Here is a 19,488-nt window from a genome sequence, read left to right as displayed (position 1 = left end):
GCAAGGCCGACCATAATCGCGCCAGGACATTTCCAGCCGGATGAGACGATGAAAGCTTTCCTGATCGCACTGACCGCGGCGGCGGCGTTCCAACCGATCCCGGCGGCCGCCGCGAGGCAGGCCGCCGACCTGCTGATCCGCCACGCGGTGGTGATCGACGTCGAGGGCGCCCGGCCGATCCCCGACCAGGCAGTGGCGATCAGGGGCGACCGCATCGTCGCGGTCGGCGGCGACGCGGCGGTGGCCAGGGCGTGGAGCGCGCCCCGGCGGATCGAGGCGAAGGGCCGCTACCTGATCCCCGGCCTGTGGGACATGCACGTCCATTTCGGCGGCGGCCCGGCGCTGGTCGACGAGAACAGGGCGCTGCTGCCGCTCTACGTCGCCTATGGCATCACCACCGTCCGCGACGCGTCGGGCGACCTGCCGAACGAGGTGCTGCACTGGCGCCGGGAGATCGCCGACGGCACGCTGTTCGGGCCGACCCTGCTCAGCTCGGGGCCCAAGATCGAGGGGATCAAGCCGGTCTGGAAGGGCACGCTCGAAACCGGCTCCGAAGCCGATGTCGACGCGGCGGTCGCCAAGCTGGTCGGACTCGGCGTCGACTTCGTCAAGATCACCGACAGCACCCTCGAGCCCGATCTGTTCCTCTACGCCGTCCGCCGGGTGCGCGCGGCGGGGCTGCGCGCCTCGGGTCATATCCCGATGGCGCTGACGGTCGGCCAGGCGGTCGATGCCGGGATCAGCTCGATCGAGCATCTCAGCTATGCCTACAAGGCCGGCGTGAAGGACGAGGCGGCGATCGCCGCAGATTTCGCCGCCGGCCGCATCACCCGCGCCGAGGCGCAGGCGCGGCTCGACGCCGGCTTCGACGAAGCGACCGCGATGGCCGCCTATCGGACGCTGCGCGACCGCCGGGTGTTCGTCACGCCGACCCTCAACATCGAACGGACGCTCGCCTTCCTCGACAGCGACGATCATTCGAAGGACCCGTTCCTCGCCTATGTCGGGCCGGGGCTGCGCAAGACCTATCAGTGGCGGATCGATCGCGCCGCCAGGGCGACCCCCGAACAGGTCGAGGCCCGCCACCGCGAATATCGCCAGACCGCCGCCGTGCTGCCGATGCTGGCGAAGGCCGGGGTGACGATCATGGCCGGCACCGACGCCGGCTTCCTCAATTCGTTCGACTATCCCGCGCTCGGCCTGCACCAGGAACTGGCGCTCTATGTCGAGAACGGGCTGACCCCGGCGCAGGCGCTGTCGGCCGCGACCCGCGCCGGCCCGGCCTGGTTCGGCAAGCTCGACCGCTACGGCTCGGTCGAGGCGGGCAAGCAGGCCGACCTGGTGCTGCTCGACCGCAACCCGCTCGAGGACATCCACGCGACCCAGTCTGTCGACACGGTGGTGCTGCGCGGGACGGTGCAGGATCGCGCCGCGCTCGACCGGCTGCTCGCCGAGGCGCGGGCGAAGGTCGCGCGCTGGGACGCCGAGGCCGGGCAGTGACGGGGCCGGCCGACGAGCAGCGCTTCCTGCGCGCCGCGATCGAGCTGGCGCGCGACAATGTCGCGCAGGGCGGGCGGCCGTTCGGCGCGGTGGTGGTGAAGGACGGCGCGATCGTGGCCGTCGGCGTCAACGAGATCCTCGCCACCAACGACCCGACCGCCCATGCCGAGCTCGGCGCGATCCGCGCGGCGGCGCGCCGGCTCGGCTCGCCCGATCTGAGCGGCTGCACCGTCTATGCCAGCGGCCACCCCTGCCCGATGTGCATGGCGGCGATGCGGATGGCCGGGATCGGCGCGGTCGCCTATGCCTATTCGAACGAGGACGGCGAACCGTTCGGCCTGTCGACCGCCGCCGTCCAGGCCGCGATCCTCGCCGATCTCGCCCGCCCGGCCGGCGAACGGGCGATGGCGGCCCGCCACCGGCCGGTCGACGGCGCGGAGCGACCCGACATCTATGCCGAATGGCGGCGGCGGCGCGACCGTGCGTGACGCGCGGCGATGGCCGCTGCTCGTCGCGGTGGTGCTGGTCGGGCTCAACCTCCGCCCGTTCCTGACGGCGGTCGGCCCGCTCGCCGGCGGCATCCGGCCCGATACGGGGATGACGCTCCAGGCGCTGGCGTCGCTCACCCTGGTGCCGATGCTGCTGATGGGGCTGCTCGCCTTTCTCGGGCCGGCGGTCGAGGCGGCGGTCGGCGCCCGCCGCGCGGTGGTCGCGTCGCTCGCGCTGCTCGCGCTCGGCTCGTTGCTCCGCCTGGCCGCGGGGAGCGCCGCCGGGCTGGTCGGCACCGCCGCGCTGATCGGGCTCGGCGTCGCCGTGATCCAGGCGGTGTTCCCCGGCATATTGAAGCGCCATTTCCCCGACCGGCTGCCGCTGGCGATGGGGCTCTATTCGGCGATGCTGATGGGTGGCGGCGCGGTCGGCGCGCAACTGTCGCCGCTGATCGCCGCCGCGACGGGAAGCTGGCGGGTCGGGCTCGGCTGGCTCGGCCTGCCCGCGCTCGCGGCGCTGGCCGTCGCGCTGGTGGCGATCCCGAAGGGCGAAACCTCGGCCCCTGGCGAGGCTCTTCCCGTCGGCCGGCTGTTGCGGCGCCCGCGCACCTGGTTGCTGATGGCCAGCTTCGGGCTGGTCAACGGCGGCTATTCGACGGTCGTCGCCTGGCTGTCGCCCTTCTACCAGGACCATGGCTGGGCCGCCGCGGCGAGCGGCCGGCTGCTCGCGGCGATGGCGGCGAGCCAGGCGGTCGCGGCCCTGCTGTGCCCGCTGCTCGCGCGCCGCCATCGCGACCGGCGCCCCTGGCTGTGGCTGACCATGGTGCTGCAGGCCGTCGGCTTCGCCGGGCTGGCCGCCGCGCCCGCTGCCGCGCCGCTGCTCTGGGCGTGCTGCGCCGGGGCGGGGCTCGGCGGCTGCTTCGCGCTCACCCTGGTCGTCGCGCTCGACCATCTCCCCCGGCCTGCCGACGCCGGCGCGCTCGCCGCGCTGATGCAGGGCGGCGGCTTCCTGATCGCCGGGACCGCGCCCTGGGTGGTGGTGGTGCTGCACGATCGCACCGGCGGGTTCGCGGCGGGTTGGATGCTCCACCTCGCCGAGATCGGGCTGGTCGCCGGGCTGACCCTGCGCCTGCGCCCCGATTCCTATCGCGCGGCGATGGCGTCGCCGCCCGATCGCGCGCGGGCCCGCCGGGCGGAGGCGCCGTCGCCCTGCACCTTGCGATCCTGATGGAAGGTGGCGAATTCGCTGGCGGGCAGCGCGTGTGAGTAGAGCCATCCCTGCGCGAGCCGGACCCCGGCGGCCCTGAGATAGGCCTCCTGCTCGCGCGTCTCGACGCCTTCGGCGATGATGCGCAGCTTCAGCCCGTGCGCCATGTCGATGATGTGCGGCGTCACCACGCTGGTCGCGGCGTCGGTGGCGATCGCCTCGACGAACGACTTGTCGATCTTGAGCGCGTCGAGCGGCAATCCCTGGAGCAGCGACAGGCTCGAATAGCCGGTGCCGAAATCGTCGATCGCGACCATATGCCCCGCCGCGCGCGCCGCCTCGACCGCGCCCGCCGCGATCTCGGCGCGGATGAAGCCCTGCTCGGTCGCCTCGATCCAGATCTGCGACGGCGCGACCCCGGACCGCGTCACCGCCTCGGTCAGCACCGGCAGGAAGCGTCCGCTCTCCAGGTCGCGCGCGGAGATGTTGATCGATATGTGGAGGTCGCGGTCGGCGCGCAGCAGCGCCGCCTGGTCCTCGATCACCCGCTCGATCAACAGGTCGGTGAGCGGCGAGATCAGCCCGGTCTCCTCGGCGAGCGGGATGAACAGGTCGGGCCCGATCCAGCGGCCGTCGGGCCGGCGCCAGCGCAGCAGCGCCTCGGCGGCGACGCAGCGGCCGTTCGAAAGGTCGATGATCGGCTGGTAATGCACGACGAATTCGCGCTTGCGGATCGCGATCGCCAACTCCTTCTCGGGCGACAGCCGCTGCCGCGACACCCAGATCACGAGCCCGACCAGGAGGGTCGAGACGAGCAGGCCCATCGGCAGCAGCAGCAGATAGTCGTTGCGCAGCCGGCCGAGCGCCTGGGCGCGGTCGCTGAAGGCGAAGGCGGTCAGCGGCGCCTCGCGCAGCGACGCGAAGACGTGGTGATCGTCGATGCCCGCCGTCGGGCCCGCGATCAGCGTGCGGAGCAACTGCGGATCGGTCCTGCCCGACAGGGCGATCAGCCGGCCGGGGCCGGCGGCGATGCCGAGCGTCATATGGCTGTCGGTCAGGACGTCGACCAGCCGTTCGGGCTTGATCAGCGCGGTGTAGCCGCCATGGCTCATCGCCAGCATCGGCTGGCTGCGGAAGGTGCGCGGCTGGAGGTGGAAGATGACGGCGAAGCCTCCGCCGAGCCGCAGGTCAGGCGGGGTCCGGGGAACGCGCTGGCCGACCGGGCCGAGGCTGGTGCAGGCGAGGCGGCCGTCGCGGAAATAACCGATATCCTCGACGCTCCGCGCGTCCATCGCGATCTGCCGCAGCCGTGCGACATGCTCGGGCGAGCATTCGGTCCCGGGCGGGACCTCGGCGGCGAGCAGCGTCCGCCGGGCGTCCGCGAACACCTGGTTGGCGCGGATCAGCGTCCAGCGGGCATATTCCTCCATGTGGCGCTGCTCGGCCGCGACCGCGCGGACCCGCAGCAGATGGGCGACGGCGACCATCGGCAGCAGCCCCGCCAGGATGGCGAGACAGGCCGCGATAGTCAGGATCGTCCGTCTTCGCATCGGTTGCCCCGTCCCGAGTCGGGATCATCCTGACGCCGATGGCAGGGATTAGGCAAAGATATTCATAACGAAGAAGGCCCGGAGCTTGCGCCCCGGGCCTTCCATCCTCTCCTGACCGAAGGCCGTTACGCCGCGAACTGGTTCATCGTGTTGTGCGCGCCGCCGGCCTTCAGCGCGGCCTCGCCGGCGAAATAGTCCTTGTGGTCGTCGCCGATGTCGGAGCCGGCCATGTTCTGGTGCCGGACACAGGCGATGCCCTGGCGGATCTCCTGGCGCTGCACGTTGAGCACGTAGCCGAGCATCCCCGCCTCGCCGAAATACTCCTTGGCGAGGTTGTCGGTCGACAGCGCCGCGGTGTGATAGGTCGGCAGGGTGATCAGGTGGTGGAAGATGCCCGCCCGCTTCGCCGCGTCGCGCTGGAAGGTGCGGATCTTCTCGTCGGCCTCGGCCGCCAGTTCCGACCCGTCATAATCGACGCTCATCAGCCTGGCGCGGTCATAGGCCGACACGTCCTTGCCCGCCTCGGCCCAGGCGTCGAACACCTGCTGGCGGAAGTTGAGCGTCCAGTTGAACGATGGCGAGTTGTTGTAGACCAGCTTGGCGTTCGGGATCACCTCGCGGATGCGGTCGACCATGCTGGCGATCTGCTCGATATGCGGCTTCTCGGTCTCGATCCACAGCAGGTCGGCGCCGTTCTGGAGCGAGGTGATGCAATCGAGCACGCAGCGGTCCGCGCCGGTGCCGGGCCGGAACTGGAACAGGTTCGAGCGCAGCCGCTTCGGGCGCATCAGCTTGCCGTCGCGGTTGATCACCACGTCGCCGTTGATGGTGCTGGTGTCGGTGATCTCCTCGCAGTCGAGGAAGCTGTTATACTGGTCGCCGATGTCGCCCGGCTGGGCCGAGAAGGCGATCTGCTTGGTCAGGCCGGCGCCGAGCGAGTCGGTGCGGGCGACGATGATGCCGTCGTTGATGCCGAGTTCGAGGAAGGCGTAGCGGCAGGCGCGGATCTTCGCGAGGAAGTCCTCGTGCGGCACCGTCACCTTGCCGTCCTGGTGACCGCACTGCTTCTCGTCGGACACCTGGTTCTCGATCTGCAGCGCGCAGGCGCCGGCCTGGATCATCTTCTTGGCGAGCAGATAGGTCGCCTCGGCGTTGCCGAAGCCCGCGTCGATGTCGGCGATGATCGGCACGACATGGGTCTGGTGGTTGTCGATCGCGTGGACCAGGCGCTGCTCCTCGACCTGGTTGCCGCTCTCGCGGGCCTTGTCGAGATCGCGGAACAACCCGCCCAGCTCGCGCGCGTCGGCCTGGCGCAGGAAGGTGTAGAGTTCCTCGATCAGCGCGGGCACGCTGGTCTTCTCGTGCATCGACTGGTCGGGCAGCGGCCCGAAGTCGGAGCGCAGCGCGGCGACCATCCAGCCCGACAGATAGAGGTAGCGGCGCTTGGTGGTGCCGAAATGCTTCTTGATCGAGATCAGCTTCTGCTGGCCGATGAAGCCGTGCCAGCAGCCCAGCGACTGGGTGTAGTTGGCAGGGTCGAGGTCATAGGCGGCCATGTCCTCGCGCATGATCTTCGCCGTGTAGCGGGCGATGTCGAGGCCGGTCTGGAAACGGTTCTGCAGCCGCATGCGGGCGACCGCCTCGGCGCCGATGCCGGCCCAGGGCGAACCCTGGCCGCGGATCAGCTGTTCGGCCTGCGCGATGTTGTCCTGGTAGGTCATGGTCACTTCCTCGGGCTGTACAAGCTATGCGCCCGAACAACCGCGAATCCGGCCCGGAGTCAGCCCGATATTGTCAGAAAATCGGGTCGGATGGTGAGATTCGCGGGCGTTTCGCAAGAAAAGTTGTAAGGAGTTTACAGGTCTCGGCCTGCTCGGCTTCCGTTACGGCAAGGCAACGAAAATCCCCGGCGTTAAATCCTTGGAAACCTGCCGCGCCTAGAATCGGCGCCTCGGACCAGACCCCGGAGTAGGCGATGCGCGGCAAGACGATCGAGGAGGGCCCGCCCGCGCGCCCGCCGCGCGATCGCGGCGACCGGCTCGCCGCCGGGGTGACGATCGCCGCGGTGCTGCTGGTCTGCGCCTCGGCCTTCACCATTGCCGGATCGGTGGCCCGCTCGGTCCACGGCGCGCTGTCGGTCACCGACAATCTGACGATCTCGGTGCTGCTGCTCAACGTCGCGTTGACCCTGCTCGGCTGGCGCCGCTATCGCGCGCTCAAGCAGGAGGTGGCGCTGCGCTGCGCCGCCGAGGCGCGGGCGAGCGAATTGGCGACCAGCGATCCGCTGACCGGCCTGCTCAACCGCCGCGCGCTCGGCGAGAGCGGGGCGCGGCTGGTCGACGCCTCGCTCGGCCAGCGCCGGCCGGTGGCGATGCTGATGATCGACCTCGACCATTTCAAGTCGGTCAACGACCTCCACGGCCATCTCGCCGGCGACCAGCTGCTCCGCGCCGCCTCCGCCGCGATCGTCGCGCCGCTGCCGCCGCACGCGCTTGCCGCGCGGCTCGGCGGCGACGAGTTCGCCTGCGCCTTCGCCTTCGATCCCGACCAGCCGGCGGCGGTCGACCATGTCGCCGACGCGATCCTCGCGCGGATCGCCGAGCCCTTCCTGATCGGCGGGGTCGAGGCGCGGATCGGCGCGTCGCTGGGCATCGCCCGGACCGAGGCGGGCTGCCGCACCATCGACACGCTGATGCGCCGGTCGGACATCGCGCTCTACGCCGCCAAGCGCGCGGGGCGGAACCAGCGCGCCTGGTTCGACGCGAGCATGGAGCGCGAGCTGGAGCTGCGCAACGAGATCGAACTGGGCCTGCGCGCCGGCATCCCGTCGGGCCGGATCGTCCCCTGGTTCGAACCGCAGGTCGACCTCGCCACCGGCGCGCTGACCGGCTTCGAGCTGCTGGCGCGCTGGGACCATCCCGACCATGGCATCATCGAGCCGGCGGCGTTCATCCCGGTCGCCGAGGAATCGGGGCTGATCGGCGAGCTGTCGATGTCGGTGATGCGCGCCGGGATCGAGGAGGCGCGCCACTGGGACCCGTCGCTGCTGCTCAGCGTCAACATCAGCCCGTCGCAGATGCGCGACCCGTGGCTCGCCCAGAAGATCGTCAAGCTGCTGACCGAGACGAGCTTCCCGGCCGAGCGGCTCGAGGTCGAGATCACCGAGGCGGCGCTGTTCGAGAATCTCGGCCTCGCCGCGTCGATCGTCGCCAGCCTGAAGAACCAGCGCATCCGCGTCGCGCTCGACGATTTCGGCACCGGCTATTCGAGCCTGACCCATTTGCGGACGCTGCCGCTCGACCGGATCAAGATCGACCGCAGCTTCGTCCTGCGCATGACCGAGGATGCCGAGGCGGCGGCGCTGGTCCGCCTGATCGTCTCGCTGGCCCAGGGGCTCGACGTGCCGGTGCTGGCGGAGGGCGTCGAGACCGGCGAGATCGCGGCGATGCTGACCGCGATCGGCTGCACCATGGCCCAGGGCTGGCATTTCGGCCGGCCCGCGCCGGCCCGCGCCACGCGCGGCCTGCTCGCCGGCCGGGGCCTGCTCTCCGCCGCCAGCCCGATCGCCCGCGACGGCGAGGTCGTCGCGATGCGCCAGCGCCGCCGCAAACGAGCGTGACTCCCATTCCTCCCCGCGCGCAGCGGGGGGAGGGGGACCGCGAAGCGGTGGAGGGGTCTCCGCCCCCATCGTCATGCCGGCGGAGGCCGGCATCTCACTTAACCTTGAATCGTCTCGAACAGGTCCTGCCAGTGCGGATTGGCATTCTCGATCAATGCAATCTTCCACGGACGTTGCCAGCTCTTGAGCGCTTTCTCCCGGACGATGGCTTCGCCGATCGTGGCATGTGGCTCGGCAAGGACGAGCCTGGTCAGCCGATAGCGCTGGCAGAAGTCTGATCCGGTGCCGTTTCGATGTTGCCAGATTCGCGCGGACAAGTTCGCGGTGACGCCTACGTAGAGAACGCCTCGCGGTCTGTTGGTCATGATGTAGGTCCAACCGCCCATCACGGTTGGAGCTTAGGATGAAGGCAGGGAGATTCCAGCTTTCGCTGGAATGACGGAGCTGTTTTTCTCTCCTCAACCGACGTCATCCCGGCGAAAGCCGGGATCTCACTGCCTTTGCGGCGCTTCCGGTCAGCGGTGGAAAAGAGAAGGGAGATCCCGGCTTTCGCCGGGATGACGTGATGGAGAGACGGTTTGCCAAGGTGGACTCACGCCCTTCAAATCCCTAAGTCGCGCGGCGATGCAGGTCCGCTTTCACAAGATGCACGGTCTCGGCAATGATTTCGTCGTGATCGATGCGCGCGCCACCGCGCCGGTCGAGATGACGGCGGCGCGCGCGCGGGCGCTCGCCGACCGCAAGACCGGGGTGGGCTGCGACCAGCTCATCCTGCTCGAACCGTCCGCCGTCGCCGACGCGCGGATGCGGATCTTCAACGCCGACGGCAGCGAGGTCGAGGCGTGCGGCAACGCCACACGCTGCGTCGTCAGCCTGCTCGGCGGCAGCGCGCGGATCGAGACGGTCGCCGGGCTGCTCGAAGGCCGCAGCGCCGACGGACAGGTGTCGGTCGAGCTCGGCGAGCCGCGCTTCGACTGGGACGCGATCCCGCTCGCCTATGCGATGGACACCCGCGCGATGCCGGTCGCCTGGGAGGAGCTCGAGGCGCCGATGGCCGCCAATGTCGGCAATCCGCACGTCGTCTTCTTCGTGCCCGAGACCGACGCGGTCGCGCTCGACCGGCTCGGGCCGCGGATCGAGACCGATCCGCTGTTCCCCGCGCGGATCAACGTCAACGTCGCGACGGTCGACGACCGGGCGAACATCCGCCTGCGCGTGTGGGAGCGCGGCGTCGGCCTGACCGACGCCTGCGGCACCGGCGCCTGCGCGACGGCGGTGTCGGCGATCCGCGCCGGGCTGGTCGACTCGCCGGTGCGGGTGACGCTGCCCGGCGGGCCGCTGATGATCGACTGGGCGCCCGGCCGGCCCATCGTCATGACCGGCCCCGCCACCCATGTCTTCACCGCCGAGACCGACCTGAGCGCCTTCGGGGCCGACAGCCGCGGATGAGCGGTCCCGAGCTGATCACATTGGGGTGCCGGCTCAACATCGCCGAGAGCGAGGCGATGCGCGCGGCGATGGCCGATGCCGACGACCTGGTGATCGTCAATAGCTGCGCGGTCACCGCCGAGGCGGTCAAGCAGGCGCGCAAGGCGATCCGCCAGGCGGCGAAGCGCCGGCCCGAGGCGCGGATCGTCGTCACCGGCTGCGCCGCCCAGACCGATCCGGCCGCCTTCGCGGCGATGCCCGAGGTCGCCCGCGTGATCGGCAATGCCGACAAGGGCCGAGCCGATCTGTTCGCCTTCGATCGCGGCGCGCGCGCCGATGTCCATGTCTCCGACGTCATGGCGGTCCGCGACACCGCGCCGCACATGGCCGCCGCCTTCGCCGCCCATGCCCGCGCCTTCGTCGAGGTGCAGAATGGCTGCGACCATCGCTGCACCTTCTGCGTGATCCCCTATGGCCGGGGCAACAGCCGCTCGGTCCCCGCCGGGATCGTGATCGACCGCATCAAGGCGCTGGTCGACGACGGCCATGCCGAGGTGGTGCTGACCGGGGTCGACCTGACCAGCTACGGCCCCGACCTGCCCGGCGCGCCGACGCTGGGGCAGCTCGTCGAGCGCATCCTCACCCATGTGCCGGGGCTGCGGCGACTGCGCCTCTCCTCGCTCGATTCGATCGAGATCGACGACCGGCTGTTCGCGCTGCTGACGCAGGAGGCGCGGATGATGCCGCACGTCCACCTGTCGCTGCAGGCCGGCGACGACCTGATCCTCAAGCGGATGAAGCGCCGCCACAGCCGCGCCCAGGCGGTGGCGATGGTCGAGCGGCTCCGGGCGGCCCGGCCCGAGATCGCGATCGGCGCCGACCTGATCGCCGGCTTCCCGACCGAGGACGAGACGATGGCCGCCAACAGCGCCGCGCTGATCGACGATTGCGACATCGTCTTCGGCCATGTCTTCCCTTTTTCGCCGCGCGCCGGCACCCCCGCCGCGCGGATGCCGCAGCTCGACCGCGCCACGATCCGCCGCCGCGCCGCCGATCTGCGCGCGCGGGCCGAGGCGCGCCGCGCCCGCTGGCTGGGGACGCTGGTCGGCACCCGCCAGGCGGTGCTCGCCGAACGCGGCGGCGGCGGCCATGCGCCCAATTTCGCGCGGGTGCGTTTCGAAGGGACCGCGCCCGCGCCGGGCGCGATCGCGAACATCATCATCACCGGCGTCGACGACGGCGCCCTGACCGGAAGAGTGGCGGACGAGACGGCATGAGCGAAGCGCGCTGGCACGAGAAGCTGTTCGGAGGCTTCCGCAAGACCTCCGACCGGCTCGGCGAGAACCTGACCGGGCTGTTCGGCAAGGCCGCGCTCGACGAGGCGACCCTCGACGAGATCGAGGAGGCGCTGATCGCCTCCGACCTGGGCCCCGCGACGGCGGGGCGCATCCGCGCCCGGCTGAAGGGCGAGATGTTCGAGAAGGGCCTCGACGAGCGCGCGCTGCGCGAGATCGTCGCGCAGGAGATCGAGAAGGTGCTGGCGCCGGTCGCCAAGCCGCTGGAGATCGAGGCCTTCCCGCGCCCGCAGGTGATCCTCGTCATCGGCGTCAACGGATCGGGCAAGACCACCACCATCGCCAAGCTCGCGCACATGCTGCAGGAGCAGGACTATGCGGTGATGCTGGTCGCCGGCGACACCTTCCGCGCCGCCGCGATCGGCCAGCTCAAGGTCTGGGCCGACCGGATCGGCGTGCCGATCATCAGCGGGAAGGAGGGCGGCGACGCCGCCGGCCTGGTGTTCGAAGGGGTCAAGCAGGGCACCGAGAAGGGCATCGACGTGCTGATCGTCGACACCGCCGGTCGTCTGCAGAACAAGGCTGGCCTGATGGACGAGCTGGCGAAGATCAGGAGGGTGCTCGGCCGGCTCAACCCGGCCGCGCCGCACGACGTCCTGCTCGTCCTAGACGCGACGACCGGGCAGAATGCGCTGAGCCAGATCGAGATCTTCAAGGAGACGGCGGGCGTGACCGGCCTGATCATGACCAAGCTGGACGGCACCGCGCGCGGCGGCGTGCTGGTCGCGGCGGCCGAGCGCACCGGCATGCCGGTCCATGCGATCGGCCTGGGCGAAGGGGTCGACGACCTCAAGCCGTTCGACCCGGCCGAGGTGGCGCGCGCCATCGCCGGCCTCGAAAGGATCGGCAAGTGACGGGCGATCGCGCGGCGCAGCCGTCCGCCGGGAAGCGCGAGCCCGCCGCCGGGCTGAAGCTGGCGATCGATCTCGGGCCGCTGCTCGTCTATCTCCTCGCCTATTGGGCGACCCGGAACATCGTGCTGTCGACCGGCATCTTCATGGCGGCGACGCTCGCCGCGATCGTCGGCTCGTGGATCACCGTCCGGCGGGTGTCGGCGATGCTGCTCTTCTCGGGCGCGATGGTGCTGGTGTTCGGCGGGCTCACCGTCTGGCTGCACGACGCGACCTTCATCAAGATGAAGCCGACCGTCTATTATCTGATGGTCGCCGCGATCCTCGGCTTCGGCCTGTTCACCGACCGGCCGACGCTGAAGCTGGTGCTGGGGCAGGCCTATCCCGGCCTGTCCGACCTCGGCTGGACCAAGCTGACCCGCAACTGGGCGCTGTTCTTCGTCGCCATGGCGATCGCCAACGAGGCGGTGTGGCGATCGACCAGCATGGAGTTCTGGCTCGGCTACAAGCTGTGGGGGGCGATGCCGGCGACGATCCTGTTCGCGCTCGCCAATGTGCCGATGCTGATGAAGCACGGCCTGACCACCGAGAAGGCCGAGGACGCGGCGCTGCCCCCGCAGGGGTGAGGGCGCGCGCTGATCGTCATTCCCGCTTTCGCGGGAATGACGGAGGACATCTCGAATCTCTTGTAAATTGTTGATTTTCATCAAAGTTTCATCATTCTGTCACACGATGCTTACCCGCTATTTACCAGGCGGGGGCTAGGCGTCGCCGGGCAAGGAGCCCGACGATGAGCCGCCAAGACGCGATTGCCCGACCGGCCCGGCCCGATCCGATCGAGGCCGCGATGACGACCGACACGATCGCCGTGACCGCGAACCTGCGCGAGGTGATCGCGCGCTTCCGCGACCAGCCCGAGATGGAGGTGCTGCCCGTCGTCGCCGAGGGCGGGCGCCCGGTCGGCGCGGTGCTCGAACGCGACATTCGCCGGCTGCTGCTCAACCCCTTCGGCCATGCGCTGCTGTGCAACCACAGCCTCTATCGCCGGCTCGACGGCTTCGTCAGCCGGGTGCCGGTCGCCGATATCGGCATGGGGCTCGGCCATCTCTTCGCGCTGATCTCGGGCGGGGAGGGGCATGACGCGGTGATCCTGACCGCCGAAGGCCGCTTCCGCGGCGTGGTGAGCGGACGCACCCTGCTGCGCATGGCGGCCGATCGCGAAGCGGCGGTCGCGGCGGGGCGCGCGGCGCGGCTGCGGCGGATTCGTCAGGCGTCGGAGGCGATGCGCGGCGAGGCCGCGTTGCTGTCGCGCGAGATGGCGGGCGCCTCGGAACAGTTGGAGGACGCCGCCCGGACGATGAACGACCGCGCCGGCGACGCGGGCGCCAAGGGGCTGTCGGTGATGGCGGCGGCGGCGCAGGCGGCCGACAATGTCGGCGCGATCGCCGAGCAGGGGCGCACCCTGGTCGAGCAATTGGAGACGCTCGGCCGCGAGGTGGGCCAGGCGCGCGCCTCGACCGCGCGGGTCGGCGGGCTGGTCGAGGAGGGCGGCATCAAGGCGCGCCAGCTCCAGGACGCGGCGCGCGAGATCGGCGCGGTGGTCGAGACGATCGACACGATCGCGCGGCGGATCAACCTGCTCGCGCTCAACGCGACGATCGAGGCGGCGCATGCCGGCGAGGCCGGGCGCGGCTTCGCGGTGGTCGCGGCGGAGGTCAAGGCGCTCGCCCAGCAGACGCGCGAGGCGGCGCGGCACATCGCCGGGCGGATCATGGGGGTGCGCAGCGGGGTGGGCGAGGTCGCGGCCGGCCAGGCCGGGATCGAGGCGGCGATCGTCGCGCTCGACGGCCTCGCCTCGACGATCGACGACACCGTCGTCCGCAACCATGCGGCGGGCGCGATGATCAGCGCCAATGTCCGCGACGCGGCGGGCGCCAACGCCCATATCCGCGAGCAGGCCGCCGAGATCAGCGCGACCGCGAGCGACGCCGCCGCCGGATCGGGCGCGGTGCTCGACATCGCCCGCTCGCTCGCCGTCGGCGCGGACCGGCTCCAGCAGCGGCTCGGCCGCTTCCTGGAGGAGATAGAGGGGGCCTGATTTCCCTCTCCCCCGGGGAGAGGGAGGGGCCCGCAGCCGAAGGCTGTGGGAGGGAGAGGGCACGCTGGAGCCTTGGCCTCGCCCTTGGGAAGAGTGCGGGACGCTCGGGCTATGCCCTCGCGCCCCTCACCCTGCCCTCTCCCCGGCGGGGAGAGGGTTCACGTCAGCTTAGGCGTCGACCAGCTGGTCGGCCTTGGCGATCGAGTCCTGCTCGATGTTCTGCGACACGAAGTCCCAGTTCACGACCTTGCCGAGCACGGTCTTGGCGAAGCGCGGGCGCTCGTTGCGATAGTCGATATAATAGGCATGCTCCCACACATCGAGCGTCAGCAGCGGCTTGACGGTGTCGAGCGCCAGCGGGGTCTCGCCGTCGTGGAGCGAGGTGACCTTGAGCGCGTCGCCGGCAAGCACCAGCCAGGCCCAGCCGCTGCCGAAATGGCCGACGGCGGCCTCGGCCATCTTCTCGACCAGCCCGTCCTGGCTGCCGAAGCTCGCCTCGATCAGCTTGGCGAGCTTGTCGGAGGGCCTGGTCGAGCCTTCGGGCGCGAGGCCCTGCCAGAAGAAGTCGTGGTTCCAGATCTGGCCGGCCTGGTTGGCGAGGCCCTTGTCGTCGCGGTCCTTGGCGAGGCGGATCACCTCGACCAGCGACTTGCCTTCGAGGCCCTTCTCCTCGATCCAGCCGTTGACCTTGTCGACATAGGCCTTGTGGTGCTTGCCATGATGATAGTCGAAGCTCTCGGCGGACAGCACCGGTTCGAGGGCGGCGCGATCGAACGGCAGCGGGGGAAGCGAAAAGGCCATGGGGGAATCTCCACGTGGTGAGGGGTGCCCCCTTAACGATTCACGAGGGGGTCAGGTCCAGCAAAAAATCGCTTTTGTGGCGGATTTCCGCCGTTACGCCCCCGGCATCATAATGTGTGACAATGGCGCGGCGAATTCATACACTGTCTCCTGGAAGCGATCCGCCGGGTGAAGGGGCGGACGCAACAAGCAGGGGAACGCCATGGATAAATTCTTCGCCAATCTGCATCTCGTGCTGATCGTCGGCCTGGCCGCCGCGATCGCCCTGATCGCCTATGTCCATCCGGACCAGTCGTTGCTGGTGAATTATGTGTTGCGCTGGTTGCACGTTTTCTTCGGCATCACCTGGATCGGCCTGCTCTATTATTTCAACTTCGTGCAGATCCCGACCATGCCGTCGGTCCCGGCCGAGCTGAAGCCGGGCGTCAGCAAATATATCGCTCCCAACGCGCTGTTCTTCTTCCGCTGGGGCGCGGCGTTCACGGTGCTGACCGGCCTCGCCGTCGCCTATGTCACCGGCTATGTCCACCAGGCGCTGATGCTGTCGGCCGACTATCGCCTGATCGGCATCGGCATGTGGCTGGCGCTGATCATGGCTTTCAACGTCTGGTTCCTGATCTGGCCGGCACAGAAGAAGGCGCTGGGCCTGGTCGAGGCGGACGCCGACACCAAGGCCAAGGCGGCGAAGACCGCGATGATCTTCTCGCGGCTCAACACGCTGCTGTCGATCCCGATGCTCTATGCGATGACCAACGCCAATCTCGGCTGATCGTCGCTGGAGACGGAAACAGGAAGGGCCGGGGGAGCGATCCCCCGGCCCTTTCCTTATGAGCGGGGCACATAAACGTCATCCCGGCGGAGGCTGGGATGACGGCTTGATGGGACGTCCGCGAGGCTGCGTCAGCCCCGCATCCAGCCGTTGAGCCGGCGGCGCATCCCGCGCGCGAGGCGGGTGATGGAGGCGGGCAGCCGGTCGAGCGCGCCGGGCGCCGATATGTCGGTCCGCGACGGCCGCTGGTGGGCGACCGGCGGCACCGCGAGCCAGGTGGCGAGAGCGGGGTTGGCGCGGCGGAACCAGTTATAGGCGCCGTCGACGTCCATCGGCCCGCCCTCGGCGCTCCCCGCCGGGCGGCCGAGCATCGCGTCGAGAAAGCCGGGCAGGCCGTCGATCGCCGCCGGCCCGAAGCCCAGGCAATGGGCGAGCCGGATCGTCAGCGCCGGATCGGCCCGGAGCAGCGGCCCGTCCGCCGGGCCGGGCGCCCCGGGCGCCTCGGGCAGGAAATGGCCGCCGTAGAACAGGCCGAAGCCCTCGGCATCGAGCCGATCGAGCAGCGGCGGCAGGCGGCGGCCGATCGCGCGGACGAAATCGCAATCGTCCTCGAGCATCAGGATGCGGCGATCGCCGCGTTCGCGCGCCTCGCGCAGCACGGCGAGCTGGCTGAGGAAGGCGCCGCGCGCGCCGATGCTGCGGAACGGCCCGGCCTCGGCGGGCCGTTCCGCCGCGAACAGCCGCACGCGCGGATCGTCGAAGCCGGCGCCGAGCCGCGCCAGCTCCCCCGCCATCTCGCGCCGCCGATCGGCGCGGTCGGGCAGGTTGACGACATAGAGGCGGTCGAAGCTGCGGAAGAGCCGCTCCGCCGTCGTCGTCGCGGCCCCGGTCATCCCTGCCGGTCGAGCAGGTCGTGCCGGCGCAGCGCGTGGCGGAGCTGGTCGTAGCTGAGCTTGAGCGCGACCGCGGTGGCGCGCTGGTTGAAGCGGCAGCGCCGGAGCGCATCCTCGAGCAGCGCCTTCTCGTAGAGCAGCACGGCGCCGCGGAAATCCTCGCAGCCGGCGGGCGGCGCGGCCGATGGCGCGGCGGCAGGACCGGCGGGCGTCGCCGGCGCTTCGCCGTCATCGATGCGCGGCGGCGCGACGGGCCGCGCGGCGGCGGGGCGCCAGGGGCTGTCGAACGGATCGAATTCGATCGCGTCGATCGGCCGCTCGGGGTCCTCCCAGCGATAGACCGCGCGCTCGACGACGTTGCGCAGCTCGCGGACATTGCCGGGCCAGTCGTGGCGGGCGAGTTCCCCGGCGGCGGCGGGGCCGAAGCCCGGCCAATAGGGCCAGCCGAGCTCGGCCGCCATGCGCCGCCCGAAATGGTCGGCGAGCACCGGCACGTCGCCCTCGCGGACGCGCAAGGGCGGCAGGGTGATCACCTCGAAGCTCAGCCGGTCGAGCAGGTCGGCGCGGAAGCGGCCCTGGTCGACCAGCCCCGGCAGATGCTCGTTGGTCGCGGCGACGATGCGGACGTCGACCCGCACCGGGCGCGACGCGCCGATCCGCGTCACCTCGCCATATTCGACCGCGCGCAGCAGCCGTTCCTGCGCGCCGGTCGACAGCGTCGCCAGCTCGTCGAGGAACAGGGTGCCGCCGTCGGCCTCCTCGAAGCGGCCGACGCGCGCCTTGGTGGCGCCGGTGAAGGCGCCCGCCTCATGCCCGAACAGCTCGGCCTCGATCAGCGTCTCGGGCAGCGCCGCGCAGTTCATCACGACGAGCGGCCCGTCCCAGCGCGACGACAGGCGGTGGAGCCGCTCGGCGACCAGCTCCTTGCCGGTGCCGCGCTCGCCGATCACCAGCACCGGCCGGTTGAGCGCCGCGGCGCGGCTGGCGCGCTCGACCGAATCGAGGAAGGCCAGCGACTGGCCGATGAACTGGGCTTCGCGTTCCATAACCGACAGTTGGTGCAATTTCCCAAGTCTTGGCAATAGGAAATCGTGCCAACCTGGGTGGCCGGTCCGGAAACGCCCGGATTTCCGCCGTTCCCGAAATTGGCACGGTCCCTGCAAAGATATCGGCAACACCGGCTCGGGCCGGGATCGAAACGCCAGACCAGGAATGAAGCCATGTTCAAGTTCGACAAGATCGACCTCCAGCGGATCACCGTCTCGACGATCGGTGCCGCGATCCTGTCCGTGATCTGCGTGACCGGCGCCGTCGCTCCGGCCCGCGCCGACATGGTCGCCGCCAAGGTGGTCCAGGTCGTCAACTAAGCCGTGGCGTCCGGCTCCGGCGGGTATAGGATGCCCACCGGACGCCTCCCTTCGAACCAGCAGTACAGAGCGTAGTCCAAGGAGCCTTGAGATGGGGATTTTCTCCCGAACCCGCGACATCATCGCTGCCAACGTCACCGACCTTCTCGACAAGGCGGAGGACCCGGCGAAGATGATCCGCATGATCATCCTCGAGATGGAGGAGACGCTGGTCGAGGTCCGCGCCTCGGCGGCGCGCACGATCGCCGACCAGAAGGAGCTGCGCCGCCAGATCGCCAAGCTCGACACCGTCCAGGCCAACTGGCTGGAGAAGGCGGAGCTGGCGCTGTCGAAGGACCGCGAGGACCTCGCCAAGGCGGCGCTGGTCGAGAAGCAGAAGGCGGCCGACCTGGCCGAGCAGCTCAACGACGAGATCGCGCTGCTCGACGAATCGCTCAAGGCGTCGGAGGCCGACATCGCCAAGCTGCAGGGCAAGCTGCGCGAGGCGCGCGCCCGCCAGAACAGCATCGTCACCCGCCTCGAATCGGCGAACAACCGCGCCCGCATGCGCGAGATGTACGCCGGCCCGAAGATCGACGAGGCCTTCTCGCGCTTCGAGCTGCTCGAACGCCGGGTCGACTATGCCGAGGGCCGCGCCGAGGCGGCGGGCATGGGCGGCGCGCCCAAGACGCTCGACGAGGAGATCGCCGAGCTGCGTTCCTCCGACAAGGTCGATGCCGAGCTGGCCGCGCTGAAGGCCAAGGCATCGGGCAAGGGAGCCTGATCCCATGGAAGACACCCTCGTCCCGATCGTCGTCGTCGGCATCCTCTTCCTGGGCCTGCCCTGGCTGATCTTCCACTATGTCACCCAGTGGAAGAAGAATGGCGGCCTGACGGTCGAGGACGAGAAGCTGCTCGACGACATGCATGAGATGGCCCGCCGGCTCGACGATCGGCTCGGCACGCTGGAACGGATCCTGGACAGCCAGGACCCCGCCTGGCGCCCCCGCCAGAGCGTCGACCGCGCCCGTGATGAGGAGTGGCGCCGCGACAATTGATCGCAGGCAGCCCCCCGCAACAGGAAGGAAGTTCGAAATGTCCGCTCGTCGCACCAAATTCTACCTCGACAAGCGCAACCGCAAATGGCTCGGCGTCTGCGCCGGACTGGCTGACTATACCGGCATCGACGTCACCCTGATCCGGGTCGGCGTGGTGATCCTGACCTTCGTCACCTTTCCCTGGGCGCTGGTCGCCTATCTGGTGGTGAACTGGCTGGCCAACGACAAGCCGGGCGAGTTCTACGGCACCAGCCGCGAGGACGAGAAATTCTGGCAGTCGGTCCGCGCCCGGCCCGGCGCCTCGGTCCGCGACGTCCGCGCCCGGTTCCGCGACATCGACCGCCGCATTGCCGACATCGAGGCGCACGTGACCAGCCACAACTCGGCTCTCGCCCGCGAAATCGACGCTCTGCGCTGAATCGCGACCGGATATTTCACCGGTCCGGCTCACCAGGAAACAGGATTACACGACCAGCGCCGTTCGTCGACGCGCCATGCCGTTTGTCGAAAAAAATTAGACAGACA

At 70.0% G+C, this 19,488-nt stretch carries 20 protein-coding genes; 14 read left to right on the top strand and 6 right to left on the bottom strand.

All coding sequences use genetic code 11. The features are described from left to right. Positions 1 to 48: 48 nt before the first annotated feature. Genes HRJ34_RS18640 through HRJ34_RS18630 form a run of 3 tightly spaced genes read left to right on the top strand, consistent with a single transcriptional unit; the run spans position 49 to position 3,216 of the window. Positions 49 to 1,500 carry an amidohydrolase family protein gene (locus HRJ34_RS18640; RefSeq protein ID WP_208632106.1) on the top strand — a complete coding sequence of 484 codons (1,452 nt, stop codon included), beginning with the start codon at positions 49 to 51 and terminating at the stop codon, positions 1,498 to 1,500. Beyond that, the gene (locus HRJ34_RS18635) at positions 1,497 to 1,988 is read left to right on the top strand and encodes a nucleoside deaminase (protein ID WP_208632105.1); all 492 of its coding nucleotides are present in this window, start codon (positions 1,497 to 1,499) and stop codon (positions 1,986 to 1,988) included. The genes HRJ34_RS18640 and HRJ34_RS18635 overlap by 4 nt, the downstream gene beginning before the upstream one ends. Beyond that, positions 1,981 to 3,216: a cyanate transporter gene (locus HRJ34_RS18630; RefSeq protein ID WP_226948853.1), complete on the top strand. Its 1,236-nt coding sequence runs from the start codon at positions 1,981 to 1,983 to the stop codon at positions 3,214 to 3,216. Before HRJ34_RS18635 ends, HRJ34_RS18630 begins: the two co-directional genes overlap by 8 nt. On the opposite strand, the gene HRJ34_RS18625 is transcribed toward HRJ34_RS18630, so the two are convergent. Together HRJ34_RS18625 and HRJ34_RS18620 are read right to left on the bottom strand one after the other, a co-directional pair. Then, positions 3,132 to 4,745: an EAL domain-containing protein gene (locus HRJ34_RS18625; protein WP_208632103.1), complete on the bottom strand. Its 1,614-nt coding sequence runs from the start codon at positions 4,743 to 4,745 to the stop codon at positions 3,132 to 3,134. The genes HRJ34_RS18630 and HRJ34_RS18625 overlap by 85 nt on opposite strands. Before the next feature lie 125 nt (positions 4,746 to 4,870). Beyond that, positions 4,871 to 6,466 carry an isocitrate lyase gene (locus HRJ34_RS18620; RefSeq protein WP_016743866.1) on the bottom strand — a complete coding sequence of 532 codons (1,596 nt, stop codon included), beginning with the start codon at positions 6,464 to 6,466 and terminating at the stop codon, positions 4,871 to 4,873. Positions 6,467 to 6,720: 254 nt separating this feature from the next. Between HRJ34_RS18620 and HRJ34_RS18615 the strand changes: the two genes are divergently transcribed. Next, complete coding sequence (locus tag HRJ34_RS18615) at positions 6,721 to 8,364, top strand: putative bifunctional diguanylate cyclase/phosphodiesterase (RefSeq protein WP_208632102.1); 1,644 nt, start codon at positions 6,721 to 6,723, stop codon at positions 8,362 to 8,364. Positions 8,365 to 8,462: 98 nt separating this feature from the next. Here HRJ34_RS18615 and HRJ34_RS18610 read toward each other — a convergent pair whose 3' ends face one another. After that, positions 8,463 to 8,750 (bottom strand): GIY-YIG nuclease family protein, encoded by a 288-nt coding sequence (locus tag HRJ34_RS18610; RefSeq protein ID WP_030092848.1) that lies wholly within the window; start codon positions 8,748 to 8,750, stop codon positions 8,463 to 8,465. 238 nt (positions 8,751 to 8,988) lie between these two features. Between HRJ34_RS18610 and dapF the strand changes: the two genes are divergently transcribed. From dapF to HRJ34_RS29565, 5 genes are all read left to right on the top strand, one after another. Beyond that, on the top strand, positions 8,989 to 9,813 hold the full coding sequence (dapF, locus tag HRJ34_RS18605; protein WP_208632101.1) for a diaminopimelate epimerase: 825 nt from the start codon (positions 8,989 to 8,991) through the stop codon (positions 9,811 to 9,813). Beyond that, positions 9,810 to 11,069 (top strand): tRNA (N(6)-L-threonylcarbamoyladenosine(37)-C(2))-methylthiotransferase MtaB, encoded by a 1,260-nt coding sequence (gene mtaB / locus HRJ34_RS18600; RefSeq protein ID WP_012049131.1) that lies wholly within the window; start codon positions 9,810 to 9,812, stop codon positions 11,067 to 11,069. Before dapF ends, mtaB begins: the two co-directional genes overlap by 4 nt. Next, positions 11,066 to 12,001 (top strand): signal recognition particle-docking protein FtsY, encoded by a 936-nt coding sequence (gene ftsY, locus HRJ34_RS18595; protein ID WP_016744974.1) that lies wholly within the window; start codon positions 11,066 to 11,068, stop codon positions 11,999 to 12,001. The genes mtaB and ftsY overlap by 4 nt, the downstream gene beginning before the upstream one ends. Beyond that, positions 11,998 to 12,624, top strand: a complete 627-nt coding sequence (locus HRJ34_RS18590) for a septation protein A (protein WP_012049133.1) — start codon at positions 11,998 to 12,000, stop codon at positions 12,622 to 12,624. Before ftsY ends, HRJ34_RS18590 begins: the two co-directional genes overlap by 4 nt. Before the next feature lie 164 nt (positions 12,625 to 12,788). Beyond that, positions 12,789 to 14,096, top strand: coding sequence for a methyl-accepting chemotaxis protein (locus HRJ34_RS29565; RefSeq protein ID WP_208632100.1), 1,308 nt, complete (start codon positions 12,789 to 12,791; stop codon positions 14,094 to 14,096). Positions 14,097 to 14,264: 168 nt separating this feature from the next. On the opposite strand, the gene HRJ34_RS18580 is transcribed toward HRJ34_RS29565, so the two are convergent. Beyond that, positions 14,265 to 14,897 (bottom strand): superoxide dismutase, encoded by a 633-nt coding sequence (locus tag HRJ34_RS18580; RefSeq protein ID WP_208632099.1) that lies wholly within the window; start codon positions 14,895 to 14,897, stop codon positions 14,265 to 14,267. 202 nt (positions 14,898 to 15,099) lie between these two features. Between HRJ34_RS18580 and HRJ34_RS18575 the strand changes: the two genes are divergently transcribed. Beyond that, complete coding sequence (locus tag HRJ34_RS18575) at positions 15,100 to 15,666, top strand: urate hydroxylase PuuD (RefSeq protein WP_012049136.1); 567 nt, start codon at positions 15,100 to 15,102, stop codon at positions 15,664 to 15,666. A gap of 131 nt (positions 15,667 to 15,797) precedes the next feature. Here HRJ34_RS18575 and HRJ34_RS18570 read toward each other — a convergent pair whose 3' ends face one another. Together HRJ34_RS18570 and pspF are read right to left on the bottom strand one after the other, a co-directional pair. Beyond that, positions 15,798 to 16,559, bottom strand: coding sequence for a glycosyltransferase family 25 protein (locus HRJ34_RS18570; RefSeq protein WP_012049137.1), 762 nt, complete (start codon positions 16,557 to 16,559; stop codon positions 15,798 to 15,800). After that, a complete protein-coding gene (pspF, locus tag HRJ34_RS18565; protein ID WP_012049138.1) occupies positions 16,556 to 17,605 on the bottom strand; it encodes a phage shock protein operon transcriptional activator in 1,050 nt (349 codons plus the stop codon). The genes HRJ34_RS18570 and pspF overlap by 4 nt, the downstream gene beginning before the upstream one ends. A 174-nt stretch (positions 17,606 to 17,779) precedes the next feature. Here pspF and HRJ34_RS18560 point away from each other — a divergent pair, with 174 nt between their 5' ends. From HRJ34_RS18560 to pspC, 4 genes are all read left to right on the top strand, one after another. Continuing rightward, complete coding sequence (locus HRJ34_RS18560; RefSeq protein WP_016744978.1) at positions 17,780 to 17,926, top strand: hypothetical protein; 147 nt, start codon at positions 17,780 to 17,782, stop codon at positions 17,924 to 17,926. Positions 17,927 to 18,017: 91 nt separating this feature from the next. Next, a complete protein-coding gene (gene pspA / locus HRJ34_RS18555) occupies positions 18,018 to 18,689 on the top strand; it encodes a phage shock protein PspA (RefSeq protein WP_012049139.1) in 672 nt (223 codons plus the stop codon). Positions 18,690 to 18,693: 4 nt separating this feature from the next. Continuing rightward, positions 18,694 to 18,963, top strand: coding sequence for an envelope stress response membrane protein PspB (gene pspB / locus HRJ34_RS18550; RefSeq protein ID WP_012049140.1), 270 nt, complete (start codon positions 18,694 to 18,696; stop codon positions 18,961 to 18,963). A gap of 37 nt (positions 18,964 to 19,000) precedes the next feature. Then, the gene (gene pspC, locus HRJ34_RS18545; protein ID WP_012049141.1) at positions 19,001 to 19,381 is read left to right on the top strand and encodes an envelope stress response membrane protein PspC; all 381 of its coding nucleotides are present in this window, start codon (positions 19,001 to 19,003) and stop codon (positions 19,379 to 19,381) included. The last annotated feature ends 107 nt before the right edge of the window (positions 19,382 to 19,488 follow it).

The organism is Rhizorhabdus wittichii, from assembly GCF_017607425.1.
In the GTDB taxonomy this organism is placed as follows: Bacteria; Pseudomonadota; Alphaproteobacteria; order Sphingomonadales; family Sphingomonadaceae; genus Rhizorhabdus; species Rhizorhabdus wittichii.
Note: the sequence above shows the minus strand (reverse complement) of the source record. Positions and strands in the feature narration are given on the sequence as shown.